Annotated in this window: 16 protein-coding genes; 12 read left to right on the top strand and 4 right to left on the bottom strand. The window is 47.3% G+C overall.

Annotated features, from left to right (window positions below; all coding sequences use genetic code 11):
* Positions 1 to 169: 169 nt before the first annotated feature.
* Positions 170 to 697 carry an SPOR domain-containing protein gene (locus C9J03_RS07770; protein WP_044621067.1) on the bottom strand — a complete coding sequence of 176 codons (528 nt, stop codon included), beginning with the start codon at positions 695 to 697 and terminating at the stop codon, positions 170 to 172.
* A gap of 153 nt (positions 698 to 850) precedes the next feature.
* On the opposite strand from C9J03_RS07770, the gene C9J03_RS07765 reads away from it, so the two are divergent.
* Positions 851 to 1,360 (top strand): DUF2301 domain-containing membrane protein, encoded by a 510-nt coding sequence (locus C9J03_RS07765; protein ID WP_044621068.1) that lies wholly within the window; start codon positions 851 to 853, stop codon positions 1,358 to 1,360.
* A 166-nt stretch (positions 1,361 to 1,526) separates the two neighbouring features.
* Positions 1,527 to 4,217, top strand: coding sequence for a bifunctional acetate--CoA ligase family protein/GNAT family N-acetyltransferase (locus C9J03_RS07760; protein ID WP_044621069.1), 2,691 nt, complete (start codon positions 1,527 to 1,529; stop codon positions 4,215 to 4,217).
* Positions 4,218 to 4,254: 37 nt separating this feature from the next.
* Here the strand turns inward: C9J03_RS07760 and C9J03_RS07755 are convergent, their stop codons facing one another.
* Both C9J03_RS07755 and C9J03_RS07750 read right to left on the bottom strand, forming a co-directional pair.
* Positions 4,255 to 5,151: a LysR family transcriptional regulator gene (locus C9J03_RS07755; RefSeq protein ID WP_082060473.1), complete on the bottom strand. Its 897-nt coding sequence runs from the start codon at positions 5,149 to 5,151 to the stop codon at positions 4,255 to 4,257.
* Between the two features lie 116 nt (positions 5,152 to 5,267).
* Complete coding sequence (locus tag C9J03_RS07750; RefSeq protein WP_039457075.1) at positions 5,268 to 6,182, bottom strand: LysR family transcriptional regulator; 915 nt, start codon at positions 6,180 to 6,182, stop codon at positions 5,268 to 5,270.
* A 230-nt stretch (positions 6,183 to 6,412) separates the two neighbouring features.
* On the opposite strand from C9J03_RS07750, the gene C9J03_RS07745 reads away from it, so the two are divergent.
* The 9 genes from C9J03_RS07745 (at position 6,413) to C9J03_RS07705 (ending at position 13,375) form a co-directional block, all read left to right on the top strand.
* On the top strand, positions 6,413 to 7,375 hold the full coding sequence (locus tag C9J03_RS07745; RefSeq protein ID WP_044621070.1) for a porin: 963 nt from the start codon (positions 6,413 to 6,415) through the stop codon (positions 7,373 to 7,375).
* Positions 7,376 to 7,384: 9 nt separating this feature from the next.
* The gene (locus tag C9J03_RS07740) at positions 7,385 to 7,837 is read left to right on the top strand and encodes a copper chaperone PCu(A)C (protein WP_039457070.1); all 453 of its coding nucleotides are present in this window, start codon (positions 7,385 to 7,387) and stop codon (positions 7,835 to 7,837) included.
* An 11-nt stretch (positions 7,838 to 7,848) separates the two neighbouring features.
* Complete coding sequence (locus C9J03_RS07735; protein ID WP_044621071.1) at positions 7,849 to 8,460, top strand: cytochrome c3 family protein; 612 nt, start codon at positions 7,849 to 7,851, stop codon at positions 8,458 to 8,460.
* Positions 8,461 to 10,116 carry an Lcl domain-containing protein gene (locus C9J03_RS07730; RefSeq protein WP_044621072.1) on the top strand — a complete coding sequence of 552 codons (1,656 nt, stop codon included), beginning with the start codon at positions 8,461 to 8,463 and terminating at the stop codon, positions 10,114 to 10,116.
* A gap of 60 nt (positions 10,117 to 10,176) precedes the next feature.
* Positions 10,177 to 11,277, top strand: coding sequence for a YncE family protein (locus tag C9J03_RS07725; protein ID WP_231580633.1), 1,101 nt, complete (start codon positions 10,177 to 10,179; stop codon positions 11,275 to 11,277).
* A gap of 9 nt (positions 11,278 to 11,286) precedes the next feature.
* Positions 11,287 to 11,856: an SCO family protein gene (locus C9J03_RS07720; protein WP_052829613.1), complete on the top strand. Its 570-nt coding sequence runs from the start codon at positions 11,287 to 11,289 to the stop codon at positions 11,854 to 11,856.
* Positions 11,849 to 12,322 (top strand): TlpA family protein disulfide reductase, encoded by a 474-nt coding sequence (locus C9J03_RS07715; RefSeq protein WP_044621073.1) that lies wholly within the window; start codon positions 11,849 to 11,851, stop codon positions 12,320 to 12,322. The genes C9J03_RS07720 and C9J03_RS07715 overlap by 8 nt, the downstream gene beginning before the upstream one ends.
* Positions 12,319 to 12,639, top strand: coding sequence for a c-type cytochrome (locus tag C9J03_RS07710; RefSeq protein ID WP_052829614.1), 321 nt, complete (start codon positions 12,319 to 12,321; stop codon positions 12,637 to 12,639). The genes C9J03_RS07715 and C9J03_RS07710 overlap by 4 nt, the downstream gene beginning before the upstream one ends.
* Positions 12,640 to 13,018: 379 nt before the next feature.
* A complete protein-coding gene (locus tag C9J03_RS07705; protein WP_044621074.1) occupies positions 13,019 to 13,375 on the top strand; it encodes a hypothetical protein in 357 nt (118 codons plus the stop codon).
* A gap of 136 nt (positions 13,376 to 13,511) precedes the next feature.
* On the opposite strand, the gene C9J03_RS07700 is transcribed toward C9J03_RS07705, so the two are convergent.
* A complete protein-coding gene (locus tag C9J03_RS07700; protein WP_044621075.1) occupies positions 13,512 to 14,789 on the bottom strand; it encodes an NRAMP family divalent metal transporter in 1,278 nt (425 codons plus the stop codon).
* A gap of 392 nt (positions 14,790 to 15,181) precedes the next feature.
* Between C9J03_RS07700 and C9J03_RS07695 the strand changes: the two genes are divergently transcribed.
* Positions 15,182 to 18,496, top strand: coding sequence for an intermembrane phospholipid transport protein YdbH family protein (locus tag C9J03_RS07695; protein ID WP_044621076.1), 3,315 nt, complete (start codon positions 15,182 to 15,184; stop codon positions 18,494 to 18,496).
* Positions 18,497 to 18,514 lie beyond the last annotated feature (18 nt).

The raw sequence follows: 18,514 nt of genomic DNA, 5'->3' as shown, positions 1-18,514 counted from the left end.
GTTTTGCCGTTTGCTTCCTTCAGATCCCACCTCACGGTGGACACCCTTGCATAGGCTAACGGTTCTCGCTCGACTGAGCCCGTAGAGGACTTTCACCTCCTAGAACAACGCCATGCTCGGCGCACCATAAAAAAAGCAGCCAAGTGGCTGCTTTATAAACTCATTATCACTAGTTGAGGCGAGTCAGTTTAGGGCTTGGAGAGGCCTTCACCTCGTCCAAGCTACGGATGAAAGGACCGTACGTTTTTACGTTATTGGGTAGCGCATCCAGTGCCTGACGAGCTTGCTCTCTGGTCTCAAACTGCCCGTAAAGCAAGGTATACCAAGGGATACCATTGAGCTCCTTCTTATTAGTCCAAACAGGCTTATCGGAAGGCAGCTTATTCATATATGAAGTGAAGCCTTTGTTGTGGCTCAGTGCCAATACCTGGATAGAGTAGCCAGACTTGGCTAATTGTGGCTGCGCAGCTTTATCCTCTTCGGCTGCTTTTTTAATAATATCCGCGGCTGTCGCTTGGTCTGGACCGCGCCCTTCATCGGACAGGGTTGAGTCAGCCAAGTTCGCAAGAGTTTCAGACTCCAGCTGCTCTTGATGATATATTTCCTGCTTTGATGAACTGATTATTTCAGTATTTCCTGAATCCGAAGCACACCCTGAAATCGCCGCAACAACGGCTAATACGGCTAGTTTTTTCATTATTTCTCTGCCAGACAAAAAATCTTATGCCATTTTGCCGTCGGAAATTCAACCATTCAAGCCTAAGATTAAGATAGATCAATAACTATCTGCCCTTCATCACAGGATTTAAAGGTAAAATATTACTGCATTTTTTTATTTTTGGAGTCCATCATGGCCGATACTCATATTCAGTGTGATTTAGATCTTCTGGATAAGTTAACTGTCATCCTTTATCGCACTGCTCTTTCTGCCTCAGCCGTAATTCTGTCTATTCTGGCCTGGGAAGTTGAAACCGGCACGACGGCGCTTGTTATTGCCGCCATTCTGGCTACCACGACAGTACACATCTACGATAAACGCTTCCGTTGGCTAATCCTCGGCAGCGCCCTTTTCGCTGTTACCTGGTTACTGGCAGGACTTTGGGCTCCACTGGCTTTGGGGGCTGCGCTATTTTCTTTCAGCGCCCTTGCAATAAAAGAGTACTTTTGTTTCCAAATAAAACCGTTGTTGTTAACCCCTCTGGCTCTAGCTGGCTTCTGGTTTTGTTTGATACTTGACCAAAACCAAATCAGTATCGCATTTAGCATGACGGGAGCCATCCTGCTTGCCGTTGCGGCATTTTCTAAATGGCGAATGCCTATGCACTACGATATCGGTGATAAAACGAAGTACCAAATTTAACTGTCTCCCACCAACGTATTAATCATGTGGCAAAGGACCTGCCACTCTAACCTGCCCTGCCTAATCTATTGATAATAGGTTTTGATCACAGCTCATACACTTTAGCCAGAAACTCACCGTCGCTTCGGTTACACTCAGTGAAAAGCATTGGCCGAATGAGTGTGATATGGATGGACTAGACAAACTGCTCAAACCTAAGTCAATCGCCGTGATCGGTGCCTCGGATAATCCCAAACGGGCCGGTAATGTGGTCATCCGCAACCTATTGTCAGGTTCTTTCCATGGGCCTATCATGCCTGTCACCCCAAAGTACGATGCGGTAGCTGGTGTCCTGGCTTATCCGACTATAGAGAGCCTTCCTCGTGTTCCAGATTTAGCCATCGTCTGTACCAATGCCCACCGTAATGTTGAAGTTATCAGACAGTTAGGAGAAAAAGGCGTAAAGGTTGCCATCGTCCTCGCGGCAGGCATGTCCAATATCGTGACTGATGGTGAAACAGAAGAGCAGCGTATGTTCACCGTGGCCAGCCAGTTTAATATGCGATTGGTCGGTCCTAATAGCATGGGGCTTATCCTGCCATGGATTAACCTCAATGCCTCTTTTTCGCCGATTCCGGCCAACAAAGGAAATATTGCCTTTATTTCGCAGTCGGCAGCGGTATGTACCACTATCTTGGATTGGGCAAAAAATAAAAATGTTGGCTTTTCTACTTTCCTCTCACTGGGTGATGCCTGTGATATCAATTTTGCAGAACTGCTTGATAACCTGTGCCGAGACAGTAAGACCGAGGCCATCCTTCTTTACATCGACTCGGTAAAAGATGCAAGACGGTTTATGTCGGCAGCCCGGGCCGCTGCCCGTAACCGGAGGATCCTGGTTGTTAAAAGTGGCAGAACACCTGCCGGTAGTGCTGCAGCCTTTTTACATACTGGCTCTCCAGCAGGACTCGATGCCGTTTACGACGCCGCCATACGTCGCTCAGGGATGTTACGAGTCAACAACACTCACGAGCTTTTCGCTGCTGTTGAAACCCTTGCCCATTCAGTGCCTCTGCGTGGTGAACGCTTGGCCATTTTAACCAACGGCGGTGGCCCTGCGATAATGGCCGTTGATGCGTTAGCTGACCGGGGGGGGAAACTTGCCCAATTAAGCGACGAAACCACCAGCAAACTCTCCGCCATATTGCCTTCGTGCTGGTCCAAGGCCAACCCCATCGACATCATCGGTGATGCAGATATCAGCCGCTATGAACAGGCAGTCAAAATCCTTCTGGACAGCGATGACTTTGACGCCTTATTGATCATGCACTCACCTTCTGCGATTGCTCAAGGTAACGAAACCGCCCAACGATTGGTTGAAGTGCTCAATGCCCATCCAAGGACTCGAAAGTTTAATATATTGACTAACTGGGCCGGTGAAGATGAAGCGGTCGTATCACGCAAGATTTTCACCCAAGCGGGTTATCCCGCTTACCGCACGCCAGAAAGTGCAGTTTCAGCCTTCATGCATTTGGTTGAGTACCGCAGGAACCAAAAGCAGCTGATGGAAACCCCCGTCTCGTATGGTGAGACAAAGGCCAATCCGCGTCACGTACATGATGTCGTCAACCACCTGCTTGCTCAGGGTGTCACCCAGCTTGAAACTCATGATGTCAGGCCGGTTCTGGAAGCCTATGGTTTTAAGACTCTCCCTACTTGGATCGCCAGTGATCCTGCAGAAGCGGCCCATATTGCCAACCAAATCGGTTACCCGGTTGCAGTAAAGTTACGCTCCCCCGATATTCCTCATAAGTCTGAGGTCCATGGTGTATTACTTTACTTACGCACCGCGGAGGAAGTCGCCAACGGTGCACAGGCGATTCTTGACCGTGTATCGCTTGACTACCCGAAAGCCAGAATTGACGGTCTGTTGGTACAGCGAATGGCCAAGCGCGCCGGTTCACAAGAACTTCGGTTATCGGTTCACCACGACAGTATTTTTGGTCCGGTTATATTATTGGGTGAAGATACTGGAGATTGGGACATTCATAAGAATGCCGCCGTCGGCATCCCGCCTTTAAATATGGCGCTAGCCCGCTATATGGTTATCAATGCCATTAAAACAGGGAAAATTACCCAGCGAAATCTACCGGACAAAATCGATATCCCCGCGCTGTGCAGACTGCTGGTGAAAACCTCTCAGTTAATTATCGATTGCCCGGAGATAGAGTCTTTCGATATACACCCGTTGCTGGCGACAGGCGACGAAATGACTGTTATTGACGCTTCGATGACAATTCGCCATTTTGAGGGTAACCGCCAGAAACAGCTAGCAATTCGCCCTTATCCCAAAGAGCTTGAGGAAGAAGTTGCGCTCAAAAATGGCGAGCGGATATTGCTGCGACCGATCCTGCCAGAAGATGAGCCTCAGCATGCCGATTTTATCGCCAAGGTTTCTGTTGAAGATCTGTATAAGCGCTTCTTCTCTGATGTTGGTGAGTTTAACCATGAAGCATTGGCTAACTTAACGCAAATTGATTACGACCGTGAAATGGCTTTTGTTGCCGTAAAGGCGTCGACAAATGAAAATGGTAAATTGGAAGAGTCAATAATAGGGGTAACACGAGCTCTATCTGATCCAGAAAATATCGAAGCCGAATTTGCTATCCTTGTGCGTTCAGATCTCAAAGGGATCGGGCTGGGTAGTATATTAATGAATAAGATCATCCGCTATTGCCGAGAAGCGGGCCTAAAGCGCATTACCGGTATGACCATGCCCTCTAACCGAGGCATGGTCATGCTGGCACAAAAGGTGGGTTTCGAGATAGATATCCAAATGGAGGACGGTATCGTTGAAATGTTGCTGCCACTTAAATAATAGAGGCAGTAAACCACTGACAGCGGCAGGCTAACAACTAGTGGTTAGCCTGTTTATTCCACAGCGAGGTAATATGCTGTATGCACCAAGACTTCGCTTTCCCCATTCGGCTACGATTCCAAGCTATCACCAATTCAAGCTCCTGGACGGGATCATCTCCAATAACCACCAGCTCCCCACTTTCTATGGCATCTTGAGCATGGCAATACGACATCGTCGCGATACCTAGCCCGGCCTTCAATGCTTGTAACTTGTCATGCATTGAGCCAACCGTTAGCAAAGGTTGATCATCGAGAATGTTATAGGTCATAGGCGGTAGATTACGTGCCGTATCAGCAACGGCAATACCGCGATATTGTTTGCGAATAAGCGGATCCAGCGGGTATTTATGTTTATGAATGGGATGATCTGGGTGTGCCAGCCAAATAACATCCATGGTTCCCAGACTCTGGGTTTTGACTTCCGGTGGTGCCACGCTCGGGGCCGGAGCAACGAGGATATCAGCACGGTCTTGCGCTAGCGCTTCCCAGCAGCCCGCCAAAATTTCTTCCTGGAAGCGAATTCGCGTCTTGCTTTGCTGGGCCAAGCCATCCACCAGCGGAAAAAACGTGTCCACCTTCACCAGGCCATCGTAGGCAATGGTAATATCGAGCTCCCAACCATGCGCCAGTGCACTGGCATCGGCGATCATTTCATCGGCGGCAGTCAATAACATACGCCCCCTCTCGAGGAGAAGATGACCCGCTTTGGTAAAGACGGCTTTATGACCAGAGCGATCAAAAATAACCAAATCTAAATCTTGCTCCAGTTTCTGCACCTGATAGCTCAAAGATGAAGGCGCTCTGCCTAGCTCTTCCGATGCTGCTGCGAAACTTCCCCGTCGCTCAATAGCATCGAGCACCATCAAAGCTTCAAAAGACAATAGCTTATTCACCTTTTCTCCTTGCGGTCTTAAAAATCACTACGGAAACCAACTTACCCTTTCTAGGAATTCACCTTAACTATCCTTTGCAAGCAAATCCATAAATAATTGGTTAACATGCCAGATAGTTATTCGAGATTGTGCAAGCCAGAGCCCCACTGGTAGTGAAAAGCCTCGAACTCTTCGATGAACACTTTATAGCGTTGTGGTGTATGCAGACTCTGCTTGTAGAGTATGAACAACTCTCCTTGTTCGAACCAGTTACCATCAAACAAACGAACCAGTTCACCACTCTCAACATATTCTCGAACCTGGTTGGCCGGTATCAACCCAATCCCGAAACCTCCCAGAGCTAGATTTATCGCGATATCAATCGAGTTGGTCGTCATGTCGCCAGAGACTTCGACTTGCCTTTTATTACCGTCACGGTTTTGCAAATTCCAATAACGTTCTACGTTCGGCGTATTGGTTTGGGTAATACACTGGTGTAACTCGAGATCATGGACAAATTGCGGCACCCCCTGCTTTTTCAAGTACGCCGGTGAAGCGTAACAGCAGCGCACAAAGGTTGACACTTTTCGGCAAACTACACTTTCATCGCTTAGCCAAAACGGGGCAATCATCAAATCCACGTCCTCAAACAAGGTCAATGTGCAGGGTGTCAAGGTATGGAAGTGTATATGGATATTTGGGTGCTTTTCATGAAAACTCGGTAGGAAAAACTTGGTCAGAAAGCGCGCCATAGGATGAAGGCAACCAATTCGAAGCTGGCCACTAATTCCCTTTCTTTCAACATGCAGTTGCTCGACAGTATGGTCTATCAGATCGAGGATCTTTGTTGCCGACTCAAGAAATGCCTCCCCTTGCGGAGTTAAGCTAATATTGTTGCCCCGCCGGTGTACCAATGTGACATTTAAGTCTTGTTCCAGCGCTTTAATCTTTCGGCTTAATGTCGGCTGGCTCACATCCAGCGCCTTAGCAGTTTCCGTGTAATTGAGCTTTTTTGCCAGCAAGGCAAACATTTTAACCGCTTCAATATCCATTAAATCCTCGCGTTAAGTACCTATCATCCGTGCAATCGAATTTTACTGACTATCACCTCAATATTCTCGGTGCATCACTTAATTAGCAGAAAAACCTGCCCCTTTTTTGATCTCGTATGCGCTATTCATTTTATGAATAGCAGTCATTACGGACCTGCGTATTGCAAAAAAAACAACTCGATATAATTCAACACAATTCTTCATATCTAACCCTTTCGAGTAAGTATTTCATGGATGTAAAAACTAAAGTGCTCTACTGTGCAATGGCCGTGCTGTCGACGCCGGCTTTAGCCAGCGAGTTTGTACCACCGTCGGTCTACGGCAATGTTCTGGGCCAAATAAAATGGGAGGACAACAAAGACTATCAATCTGAAATTCAGAGCGTTCAACTCGGCCTGCTTGGGCACCACCGAACAGATTTAGTCCGGATTCGCTACAACATTGAGGCGGAATACGGCCGGGATCTAACGGCAAAAACAGAACAAGACCGAGATTTTGACATCCGCCTGAGCGAAGCCAATCTCATTTTGCTTAACCACTCTCTTGGCTCTCTGTATTTCGGCAATGGCACCGTCGGTACCTACAAGGATTTGTATTCAAAAGTCGATATCTTTGACAGTAACAATATGAAACGTTGGAGCGGTTCAACTCTCTATCGCCAGGGGGTGTACGGTACCAACCAAATTGCTTACGGGACACCGATTTGGAACGGGCTGCAATTTAAGGGAGCCATCATCAGCCCGAATGACAGCAATGGCAACAATGTCGATGTCTACGGCTTACGCCTGATTTATAACAAGGGCAACTTTAATGCGACTTTAAATAGAGCATCCACCCACCACAAGCAGCTTCCAGCCAATGCGACCGAGGACTATGTCCGCTACGCATTTGTCTCCTCATACCAACTCAAAGACTTCTATCTCGCTGGCTTGGTTGAATTAAACCAAGACGACCCTGCGGGTGACAGCAATGTCTATGGCTTATCCACCAAGTATCAGCTCAATAACGTGACCTTCAAGCTGGGAGCCCAATTCAAGGATTATGACGATGCTAGCCAAAATAACGAAACCCTCTACCTAGCGAACGCCAGCTATGCGTTCGACAAACATTTCACCACCTTTGTTGAGCTAGCGGAGTACGCAGAAGACAGCAAAAACGATCGCATCAACATCGGCCTGAACTTTCACTTTTAAGGAGCTTTTATGAAAAAACTCATTGCTAGCCTAGGACTGCTCACAACGCTATGCGCTCAAGCTGATGTCACCATCCGCGACTGCGTTATCGTAGAGCCAGCACCCAATGTTAATCGCACCGCCCTTTTTTTCACCGCTGACTATTCCGTTAATGAAGAAGTGAAAGCGCTTCGCTTGCCCTCTCCAGAGGCTATTCTCGGCGGGGACATATCGGCATTAACTGACAATGTGCAGATCCATAAAACAGAAATGAAGGATGGCGTTATGAAAATGCAACGTATCCCGAAACTGTTCCTGGAGAAGGATGGGAAAACCGTGCTCAAAAGAGGTGGCTTGCACTTTATGTTGATGGATCTGAAAAAGCGTCCCGTTGCTGGCGAAAGCTACCCTGTCAACATATGGCTAACCTATCTCGCTGACGCCCAGTGCGAAGCCAGCGTTGTTAAAGCAAACCAACTTTAATTGAGGGCGCAATGAAAATAATTCAGCAAATCAAACAAGTGAAGCGCTCGGTTATTGCCGTCATTGCCTTGGCCGGTACAGGCCTAGGCTTGCTATTCGCCCTCCCAGCGACTGAAGTGCTACATGCATTCAGTACCAACGAATTTTGTGGCTCATGCCATACCATGCAACCTATGGCAGAAACCTTCGAGCAAAGTATTCATGGCGGTAATAACTCCCAGGGTTTTGTCGCAGAGTGTGTTGATTGCCACTTACCCAAGTCCAATGTTGTTGAACAGCTCTACGTCAAAGGGACATCGGGCATGCGCCATCTGTGGGGTGAATATGTAAAGGGAATGGATGCCCTTGATTACCAGGCTAACCATGAAAAGCGTACAGAATTTGTTTTCGATTCCGGTTGTGAAAACTGTCACCGCACTTTAGAACATCGGGCCTCTATAGCCGATGAACAATCTGCAGTTTCCGATCAGGTACACCAGATGGCTTTTGCCAACCGTGACACTGACACAGATTACCAATGCTCTAGCTGTCACTTCGACATCGCCCACCCGAATTTGAAACGCAACATGCGTCTACGTGAAGAAGAAAAAATCCGCGAACTAGCGGCAGTAGGAGGCCTATAAATGAAATCTTTGACTCTGCTTTCTCTCAGTATCGCCTCTGGCTTGCTGAGCTCGCCAGCACTACTGGCCGCAGAAGATATCGACAATGGCTACGAGGACTATACCATCAATCGAACTATTGCCGATTTAACAGCCGAAGAAAAACAAATCGCTAACCGGATTATTTTCGGTTGCTACCTCGGTTGCCACCGTCCTGCAAAAGAAGAAGTGCCGGAGACCCTGAGCCCAAAAATCGAGGGGTTTGATCCACAGTACTTCTTCGATCAATGGGTGGACATGGATAACGAGCGCCACTCGGGAATTGCCTCACAAATGAAAGAAATCGTGTACGCGAACAGCCCGAGAGATATGGCCAATACCGCAATCGTGTTAAGCACTCGCACCATGAAGTATAACCCAATGGATCATGTACTTGAGAGCGAGGCCTTCCAGCGCGGCAAAGAAAAATACGACCAATCTTGTAAGATGTGTCATGGCGACCAGGGGGCAAGCACTCAAGCAGCCTATCCACCACTCAAAGGCCAGATGCCGACTTATCTGTTTGAACAGATGAATTCTTACCGCGATGGCAAGCGAATCAACCGCAATGCACCAATGATGGTGCCATTTGCCAAAATGTACTCAGAGGATGACTACAAAGACATCATTGCCTATGTCACCGGCCAGGAAGTAAAACTGATCGAGCGCCGTGAGTTCATCACCGGCATCGGCATGCCTGCCCCAGAAGGGTTTAAGCTACCAGATACCGGTCAAATCCAGCAGTTCACCGATATTCCGAACGAGGACTCTGATAACCCTCAAAACCCGCTCAGTTATACGATCAGTAAATCTGGCAAGGTGACCCTAGATAACAACACCAAGCTCATGTGGGAGCGTGATGCCTCGCGCATTTGGATGACAGCGGTTGAAGGCCAGCAGTATTGTGACAACCTGGAACTCGACGGCTATACCGACTGGCGCTTCCCGCTGATGAAAGAGCTACAAAGTATCGCTGATATGGGTAACTTCCGCCCTGCTATTGATATGGATGCATTCTTGAATATGCCACGACAGAACTCGGGGATCTGGACCTTCCCTGTCAGTGATCATCCCGATCACGCTTGGCACATTGGTTTCCCCGACGCCCATATTATGGGCCAGCACACGGCGTCTACCAAGCTGGTACGCTGCGTTCGCGCCGACAACGGTGCGGCATATCACAACATGAGTTACGTCGACAACGCTGATGGTACGGTTACAGAACAAGTCACTAACCGTATGTGGCAACAGAAAATAGACTATACCCGCAGAAACTGGGAAGACTCACTGCAGTACTGCAACAACCTCGAGCTGGCAGGCTATGACGACTGGCGCCTGCCAAATATCAAAGAAGCTGTTTCTATCGTCAACTACAACAAAACATCACCGTCAATCGACGAAGAGTTTTTCCCGGATACCCCGGTGAAATATTTTTTCTGGACCAGCACCTCCGATGTTGCCGGCCCGACCCTGCACGTTCGTCCACTGGGGTTACGCAAGAAAGATCAATCTCCCGAACAGCTTGATCTGCGCAATACCACCGACAACGAAGCATGGGCGCAAGGCTATATGATCGGTTCGGGCCTGGGGATGCAAAAAGACACGGAATTCTACAGCCGTTGTGTTCGCACCCCTTAACCGACTCAGGCCACCCAGCTTGGGTGGCTTTTTGCCAACCTTAGGTTCAGGAGCTCTACCATGACCTTATTAATGCGCAAGCTTACATTGTGTTTTCTAGCCGTATTCGCTGTTTGTAGCAATGCAGAACTGCCTCGCTATGACGACGGTGCCCGTTGGGCATTCATCTCTGAAGCCGATTCAAAACACATTGCCGTCGTTGATACATTCAAATATCAGTTGGCGGACAGACTTGAACTCAAAGCGGTACCCACCGAACTTGTAGTTTCTGACGTGCAAGATGTACTGGTTTATATCGATGGCGTCAGTAATAAAGTCTTTAGCTATGATTTGATAACGCACACCCACAGTGAAATGGCTTTAGAACGGGTGCCCCACTCGATCGTTTTCCATTCGGATGGTGCGCAATTGGCCGTTGCAAGCCAAGATCGCATTGACATCATCAAGCCATTGAAACAGGAATATGTTGCCTCAATTGAAGGCATCAAGTCACCATTTAGCATGAACTTTGACAATGGTGGCTATAACCTGTACATCACCGAAGCCAAAACAGGTAACACACTGATTTACAGAAACCACGACGGCCAACAGACCCACATTCAGCTGGGAGAAGGCAACGTATCGGCACTGACTCTTTCACCTGATGCGCGGCTGGCCCTGGTCTCGGACCATTCAACCAACTCCGTTTTCGTATGGGATCTCTTTAACGAGGCACCCTATAAATCGTACCCGATGACAGCCAAGCCCTGGCGCCCTTACGTCAGCTCTGATTCCGAACACATGATATTTGTCGATGACAATGGCCTAGCCCAGATCGTCAACACTTGGTCTGGAGAAACAGTGAATAATTTCCAATTCAAGCAGGCGCCCAAATCGATTCGCACCGGCTGGTTAGAAACCATTGGGATTGTCGAAAGCGAAAAATCGCTAAACATCTTTGAGCTAACCAAAGCAAACAAAGCGACCTCACTTGCCCTTAAACATCCCCTCAACGAGGTCGTGGTCGTTTCTGATTCCAAAACCCTGTTTGCGACCCAACAAAACAGCAGTGATTTGTTTATCTACGATATACGCCAAAACAAACTGCTGCCGGCTATTAACACCGGTCTTAAACAGCCCCAGCATATTGTTATGGGGATCACCAACACCATTTGTCACTAAGGAGCAGGTATGCGTTTACTCGTTTCCTATTTTGTTCTTACCCTATTAACACTAGGCATGCTGCCCCCGGTTGCTGTGGCAAAGCCACTCACGTTCGAACTACAAGAGCATGACCTTGGCACCGTTACTGAAAAAAACTGGCCCGATAAGTACCTGCTGATAGGCGTCGGTTACACCAGTTGCCCAGATATTTGCCCCACCACCGTGATTGACTTGGCAACAGCCGTCCATACATTGGGTGACAAAAAAAACGCGGTCGTGCCTATTTTCATCTCCGTGGATCCCAAACGTGATACCGTCGAAAACATGGATCTGTATGTCAAATACTTCGATCCCAAAATGGTCGGCTTGGTCGGTAGTTTCGAGCAAACACGAGCTGCGGCCAGAAGCCTAAAAGCCACTTTTGGCTATTCACTGGAGGGGAAACCGATTTATCCCCCTTTGCCGAACCACTACGAAGTGTTCCACTCCGCGTACATCTATTTCTATGGCCCAGATCGCGAGCTGATCGATGTATACGGATACGGCGTGGGCGGCGTCAAGATTGGCCAGAGCTTAAAAAGGCACCTCGATGAATAAAATTGCCTTTTTGTTCGGCTCGCTAGTGCTAACCGCGATAGCCAACGCCAGCCAGTGCCCAGCTCCAGACGGCTTTATCGCAACGGATGGCTCGCAAAGATGGGAAAGCAATACTAAGCCTGTCACACTGGTCAATTTGTGGGCCGTATGGTGCCCGCCTTGCCTAAAAGAGCTGCCGATGCTGGACAGTATTGCCAATAGTAATACCTATGCTATCGATACCATCCACCTGGGTGATGTTCCGGATAGTGTCGACGTTAGATTCAAACAGTTACAGATCAAACATCTACCGAAGACAATAGAACCCGATTTGGCTTTGCTGCAACAACTTGGCTTTCAAGGGTTACCCGCCAGTTTTGTGGTGATTGGCAACCGAATAGTGTATCGCTACTCCGGGTATATCAACCAAGAAGCCGAGTTCATCAGACACTGGCTGCAATGCTTAAGCAAGGAGAATACACAATGAAGAAAGTAGTGGTGGCAGCCATAACTTGCCTTTCAGTTTCGGCATTCGCTTCTGTGGAAACAGAATCCGGTAGGCAATTATACCTCTCACCAGGTAAGGGCGGCTGTGCAACTTGTCATGGGGAGACCGGTAACGAGCCGGTCATGCCGATGTACCCGAAGATTGGCGGGCAGATGGAAATGTATCTGATTAACCAGATGCAAGACTACAAGCTCAAGAAGCGGAAAAACGGGTTATTTGTCCCAATGGAAGTAGCAATGGAACACTATAGCGATGAAGATATCCTCCAGATTGCCAAATACCTGGCGTCATTCTAAGTACAGCTAAACCAGGCTTAAAGAGTAGATCATTTACATAGCCCCAAGATAATGAAACAGCTTGGGGTTAGATCCGATTCCAATAACACGCATTATTCACGCCACAGAATAACCATTCAAAATATTTTGTATATCCCCGGTAAATTTTCATACCAACGTGATAAGTTAGTCATAAAAATGACTGAAACAAAATCAACATAACTCTTTGTTTACACTCAATTTGATCTGAGCCAAGTTCTTACATTTCACACTGCTTTAGATTGTGATTAAACGTTAAGTAACAAGCCAACAACCATTTTGTGCAAATTATTGCTTATCAATAACGGACATCATTATGCCTTAACCGTTTTAGCATAGTGAAATCTCAAGGAGTTTTCGGATGGACAAACCCTCGCAGTCGCTAACCCAAACCCTCTCTTACTTAAAGTTATGCACCTCCCAAATCATCTCTAGCCAACTTTCAGTTTCTCAAGCGGGTTCAGCAAAGCACATTAATGACCTCATTTCACTCGAATCAATTGAGTTGGATCATGCCAATGAGCAAGTCACCGAGCTACAGAAAACATTATTTCGCGCATTACATGCACTAGAGGCTGGGCAATCTGACATGGTTCATGATGCACTTATCGACGCGATTGAACAGATTAATCACGAGTTAACCGTCCCAAAGAAAAAGGGCTTGTCCAATGCAAGTGTAGGTAATGAGGAATTGAGTGATCCTGCGTTAGTTGGCTAAGACCGTATTTACAGCAAAACAACCTGAATTTTAATAACTATAACTGGGCGGCTTTTTCTTTGTAAACAAGCCGCCCCCCCAAAAGCCAACGTGGAATCTGCCGGATACCTTCGTCCTGTCGGTATCCGGCTTTTTTTTACATCAGCCACTTCCACCAGACAAACACAGCAAGGAAGCCAAACAAATAGCTCAGGCCAACCCATGACAACACTTTCATCGATTTAGACCATTGTAAAGCTTTGGGCAAATCAGTTTTAGAAACCAATTGGTAGTTAAGCAAAGCAAAAATTGGCGTCGTCATAAAAGCCATTACCATAGCAAAATCAAGCATTGGCATTAGCGCTGAGCTGAAGAACAAGATGATCCCCATGGCAGAGGCCGCGGTAAACAACATCCAGCCGTTATGGAATGCACGCTGACCAACCGGTTTGGATTGAAGCAGTGACTGAGCTTCGGCCAGAGAACGGGCATAACCGTCAATCACGGTAATGGTACTACCAAAGATACAGAAGAAAGCCACAACCGCGATCAAGTAACGCGACCACTCACCGATCGTTGATGCGTACATACTGACTAATTGATGTGAAAAACCAATACCTGATGCTTTTAGCTCTGTGCCGCTGCCATGCAATACCAGCGCCCCGAGAGAGAGAAAGACAATTGCCAGGATAGCCGTACCGATATAACCGACGTTGAAATCAAACAACGCTGACTCGGGTGTGACCTGTTGTTCTTTTCGTTGGCTCTTTAGCCACAGCGATGTTAGACATGAAATTTCAATGGGCGCAGGCATCCAGCCCATCATTACAACAATAAAGCCAATAGCCGCCAGCGACCAAGCTGAGGGTGCTTGGAAATCAGCCGGTGCCACACTCCCCTTTCCCGCAGCAATAACCACGGCTGATAGCGTGGCTATGACCAGCACTGACATGATGACCTTTGACAGGCTGTCCAACGCCTTATAGTGGCCAGCCATCAAGATAACCAAACAAGCGACAACCACTATGCCGGACAATACAGGCAGAGATAAGCTAAACGGTAAGAAGTACCCCAACAGGCTGGCACTGAACAATAATAATGCGGCTGTGTTGACGACGCCAGAAATCAAGCTTAACGCGGTAAACACCCATAAATAGCCGCGGCCCATACCATCATAACCTTGAACCAAACTATTGCCTGTCCCCATAGTGTACTGAACGCCGGCACGAAAAAATGGATATTTCAAAAGGTTTACCAGCAAAATCAGAGCGGCAAGCTGCCATCCATATATTGCACCGGCTTTGGTCGATGCCACTAAGTGGGAACCGCCGACGGCTGCCGTTGCCATCATTATGCCAGGGCCTAATGAACGAATAAGTCGGTGTAATGGCAAGGGGCCTGAGGAGTTCGGTTGTATTGGAGTTGTGTCAGACATAATCACATCCTGATGATTTTTTATGAGATAGCCTCATTTTGTCTCAGGTTTGTCACAAACATTCAACCTGGCCAAAACCATCAATAAGATGATTACGCCATTACAAGACCAAGACTTAGTGAATAGTAGCAAACCACCCCTATTGCACTTTTGTGATATCAGGTAAACCCGCGCAAAAAAACAATAAAAAAATCACAGCAATTCAGCAACTTCAGAACATGACACTATTTTATCCTGGCTAAGAACCATCACCACAATTCAGTAGAATCATCCAGCCTTGAATTCTGGTTGAAGTAGTTGATTTATACAATATTTCTCCCAAGCTTCAAGCTAGCGTTTATGCTTATAAATAGCCACGAACCCATTTTTGCTGGTTAGAATTTCAATCCTATATGAATAACGCTGTAGGCAAAAAAAACACAACGCCGCCCTCGAAGCGCAGCCGCTACCGCTATGTCCGACTGTTGACCTATGGCGTGTTTTTCCTTGTCTTCACAATTGTCATCCTTGCCGTTTTCATCCCTCCTTGGCTGGCTTCGAAAGGGATAGAGATCAATGCGATTTCCGGCATTCACATTGGCAAGCGCATTCAAATTGATAGGGTCTCGATCGCCGTAAACAAAACAGCGATTACCATCAGGAAACTCACTCTCGAGCACTTTTCAGATGACCAAAGTGCCATTTCAACATCGTCTTGGCGCTTGCTGTCGCCGCATACAGTTGTCCGGTTAGCTCCCGAAATTCAACATGCACTTAAGCCCCACGGCCTCATTATTAATGACATTCACTTCAGCAACACCACTTTTAACTTAACAGATCTTTCAGCGCCATATGTGTTCAGTGCACATAGCCAGCAGGCTTCAGTCACCCTCGAAAACACAGTAGGCAGTCGCATGCCGCAGCTAGTAAACAATTTACAGCTGGTCCTTACCACAGAACCATTCGTCACGCTTACCGGGATCATCGATGCCGCCAAACTCAACATCTTTCTGCCCCAGGATATTGGCCAAAACAGCTATCCGATCGAGTTAAGCAAAGGGCATTTTTCACTGAGTTGGCAAAATGGTAAAACTCCCTTGGCCGTCCATCTCGACGCCCTGACACCGCTATGGCAAACGGAAATAGATAAATTTCAACAGACAGGCCATGATATCGCATTGACTGTCGACCTCAACCAACCAAGCCAGAGTATGCGCTTGCAGGCCGACGTATTACGCTTTGCCCAGCCGACAGAGCTGCCTGAGTTTCTGGAAAAACCCGACGACGCCCATGAGGGCTTGCATTTAGGCCATGCCATTGCGAATTTGGCGCAGCTCCCATTAAAGCACCTAAAGGTCAGCCACTTCACCTACGGTAACCTGATCATTGATGCCAAACTGGTATTGGACACTCCCAGGGTTCGGCACAACAGGCCTGATAAACAAGCCGAGCTACGGTTGATCGGCAAGGCTCTGGGACCAGAACAACCTTACGATATTGATGTAATTATCAAGCACCGTACTCTCGAAGAGGCAGAGTTCACCGGTACTGTTATCGGTCCAAGAGGCAACCAGCTAGATTGTAACGCCGACATCAGCTTCATTAGCCCGTTACCCAAAACATTTCGGTGTGAGGCAAACTTCAAACACACCCGGGATCTCACCGACAGGCTCAAGCTTTACGATATACCAAGCGCAAAATTAACAAAGCCTATCATAATCTCTGCCAGTCAAAGAGCACTGACTTTCAAGAATGACAGCCCCGAAAACAAAAGTGACCCTCTCCATTTCCATGATGTCGAGCACGTCCGTTATACCATCGACGTCGCTCTACCTGAGCAGGTCAATGTCGAGCTCAATCGCTTTGCCTTCGAGCATCCATTATTGGCCCAAAATGCGACATCGAAATCATCCCTTGCTGTACTTGAGCTCAACACCGATGGCACTCTGACATTCAATGCCGACTACCGTGATGGCAGTATTGCTTTAGGACTGGACAAAAGCACTGAACAACTCCACTTCCGTAATGACAAACTAGGCTATAACTTGAAGCTTGATTTCTCGGCCCTCCACTGCCTCATACCCTTTATCGACAGCAACGAAACGATACAGTGTCACGCAAAAAGCATAATTAACGCGTTAGTTCCACAGTTATTTCCGACCCCTGCGGTGAGTATCCATAACAGTCGAATCCAGTCGGTGATTGAAGGCAATTGGTCTGGTGAGCAAATTGAATTCCAGCTCAATGATTCCCAGCTCATCATCGATAAAATACGCATTGAGCACAGTGGTGAATGGCTCGAAGCTGATGCCGAAAACATCACGATAGAAGCTCAGATGGTAACCATCAAGCAAGATTTCAAACTTGACAAAACCACGGGTTTTTTTATTTCTACGGACGTTAACCACCCGATCAGAGTTAATGCCGACAACCTTGCTGCACTTAAGTTGATCACCCCAGAAGGTACCTCTGAAGCTGAAATTACAGCCATGAGGCAAAAAGAAAATATTAACCAATTACCCGTGCAACGTTATAGCGGTCAGCTGTCAGCGGTGCTCTCAAAGCTGGATTTAAAACTAGCAATCAAGCCTGAGCACTCGGCTGAGTTTCTTCTCACCACCGACTATCAAGCCAGCATCACGGTCAATCAAAATAATCAGCGCCTGCCCGGTTTAATGACTAATGGTGTACTGACTGTAGATCCAGTGAGGTCGAGCTTCAAAGGCGAAATCTTAAACAAGCGCCATACCAAACTGTTTGTCTATACCATTGAATATCTGATACCTCAGCAACAAGCCAACATAGAGTTACACCGTAATGATATTCCATTTTCCAGCAAGCAATCTTTGAAAAAGCATTACCTGCCCAAATTGCCCTTGGATCATGATATACACTCGGGTTCACTTGGCTTCGAAGCGAATCTCACGGTCCGTGGCGATCAATGGTCAGGTCAGATCAGCCTGTTTACCCACAATTTAAGTGGTTATGTCCATGATATTCATTTCGCCGATCTCAATGTCTCCCTGTCTATAGACATCTCCAATCACGGTGTCCGGTCACGTCAACCTATCAGCCTTCATGTCAGCTACCTGCACGCAGGAATACTATTGGAAAACCTGTATGCCATGCTGGAGTTCGACAGCCAAAAACCATATTACAAACTCTATAGGGGCAAAGCTTATTTGCTGGGTGGGGACATCAGTATTCACGACATCGCCAGCGACTCCCTGTCCAATATTCCCACCGTGCCCATCCAGGTCCATGGCATAAAATTGCCAAAACTCATTGAGGCTGTTGCGGCTGATGATATCGAGATGTCCGGAGTTATCGACGGTCTGCTGCCATTTGGAATAAAGGATAGCGCACCAATAATAGCAGGTGGAAAACTGCACGCTCGATACCCGGGCGGGATCCTCAAGTACAAGGAGGGATCCCGTATCGATCAAAACGTAGAGGCCGCGGGTGAAAATAGTTTGTTAGTTGTGAGTACGATTCTCAAAAATTATAACTACCACTCGCTAATCGTTAATCTAGACTATTCTAAAGAAGGACAGCTAAGTGCTAGATCACATTTTAAAGGGCGAAACCCAGATGTTTTATCCGGGCGACCCATTAATCTGAATCTCAGCATAGAAGAAAATATTCCAGCACTACTAAAAACACTTAACATGATTAATTCAAAAAAGCTGGAAAACATGTTCTTAAAGCAGATTGGTGTGGATAAGTAGCATTTTTGCGCTTGAACT

This window comes from Photobacterium gaetbulicola (genome assembly GCF_003025515.1).
Lineage (GTDB): Bacteria > Pseudomonadota > Gammaproteobacteria > Enterobacterales > Vibrionaceae > Photobacterium > Photobacterium gaetbulicola.
Note: the sequence above shows the minus strand (reverse complement) of the source record. Positions and strands in the feature narration are given on the sequence as shown.

Excerpts from the sequence above, each read along its gene's own strand:
- C9J03_RS07770 (WP_044621067.1), bottom strand. The coding sequence starts at position 697 with ATGAAAAAACTAGCCGTATTAGCCGTTGTTGCGGCGATTTCAGGGTGT.
- C9J03_RS07765 (WP_044621068.1), top strand. The coding sequence starts at position 851 with ATGGCCGATACTCATATTCAGTGTGATTTAGATCTTCTGGATAAGTTA.
- C9J03_RS07760 (WP_044621069.1), top strand. The coding sequence starts at position 1,527 with ATGGATGGACTAGACAAACTGCTCAAACCTAAGTCAATCGCCGTGATC.
- C9J03_RS07750 (WP_039457075.1), bottom strand. The coding sequence starts at position 6,182 with ATGGATATTGAAGCGGTTAAAATGTTTGCCTTGCTGGCAAAAAAGCTC.
- C9J03_RS07745 (WP_044621070.1), top strand. The coding sequence starts at position 6,413 with ATGGATGTAAAAACTAAAGTGCTCTACTGTGCAATGGCCGTGCTGTCG.
- C9J03_RS07740 (WP_039457070.1), top strand. The coding sequence starts at position 7,385 with ATGAAAAAACTCATTGCTAGCCTAGGACTGCTCACAACGCTATGCGCT.
- C9J03_RS07735 (WP_044621071.1), top strand. The coding sequence starts at position 7,849 with ATGAAAATAATTCAGCAAATCAAACAAGTGAAGCGCTCGGTTATTGCC.
- C9J03_RS07730 (WP_044621072.1), top strand. The coding sequence starts at position 8,461 with ATGAAATCTTTGACTCTGCTTTCTCTCAGTATCGCCTCTGGCTTGCTG.
- C9J03_RS07725 (WP_231580633.1), top strand. The coding sequence starts at position 10,177 with ATGACCTTATTAATGCGCAAGCTTACATTGTGTTTTCTAGCCGTATTC.
- C9J03_RS07720 (WP_052829613.1), top strand. The coding sequence starts at position 11,287 with ATGCGTTTACTCGTTTCCTATTTTGTTCTTACCCTATTAACACTAGGC.
- C9J03_RS07715 (WP_044621073.1), top strand. The coding sequence starts at position 11,849 with ATGAATAAAATTGCCTTTTTGTTCGGCTCGCTAGTGCTAACCGCGATA.
- C9J03_RS07710 (WP_052829614.1), top strand. The coding sequence starts at position 12,319 with ATGAAGAAAGTAGTGGTGGCAGCCATAACTTGCCTTTCAGTTTCGGCA.
- C9J03_RS07705 (WP_044621074.1), top strand. The coding sequence starts at position 13,019 with ATGGACAAACCCTCGCAGTCGCTAACCCAAACCCTCTCTTACTTAAAG.
- C9J03_RS07700 (WP_044621075.1), bottom strand. The coding sequence starts at position 14,789 with ATGTCTGACACAACTCCAATACAACCGAACTCCTCAGGCCCCTTGCCA.
- C9J03_RS07695 (WP_044621076.1), top strand. The coding sequence starts at position 15,182 with ATGAATAACGCTGTAGGCAAAAAAAACACAACGCCGCCCTCGAAGCGC.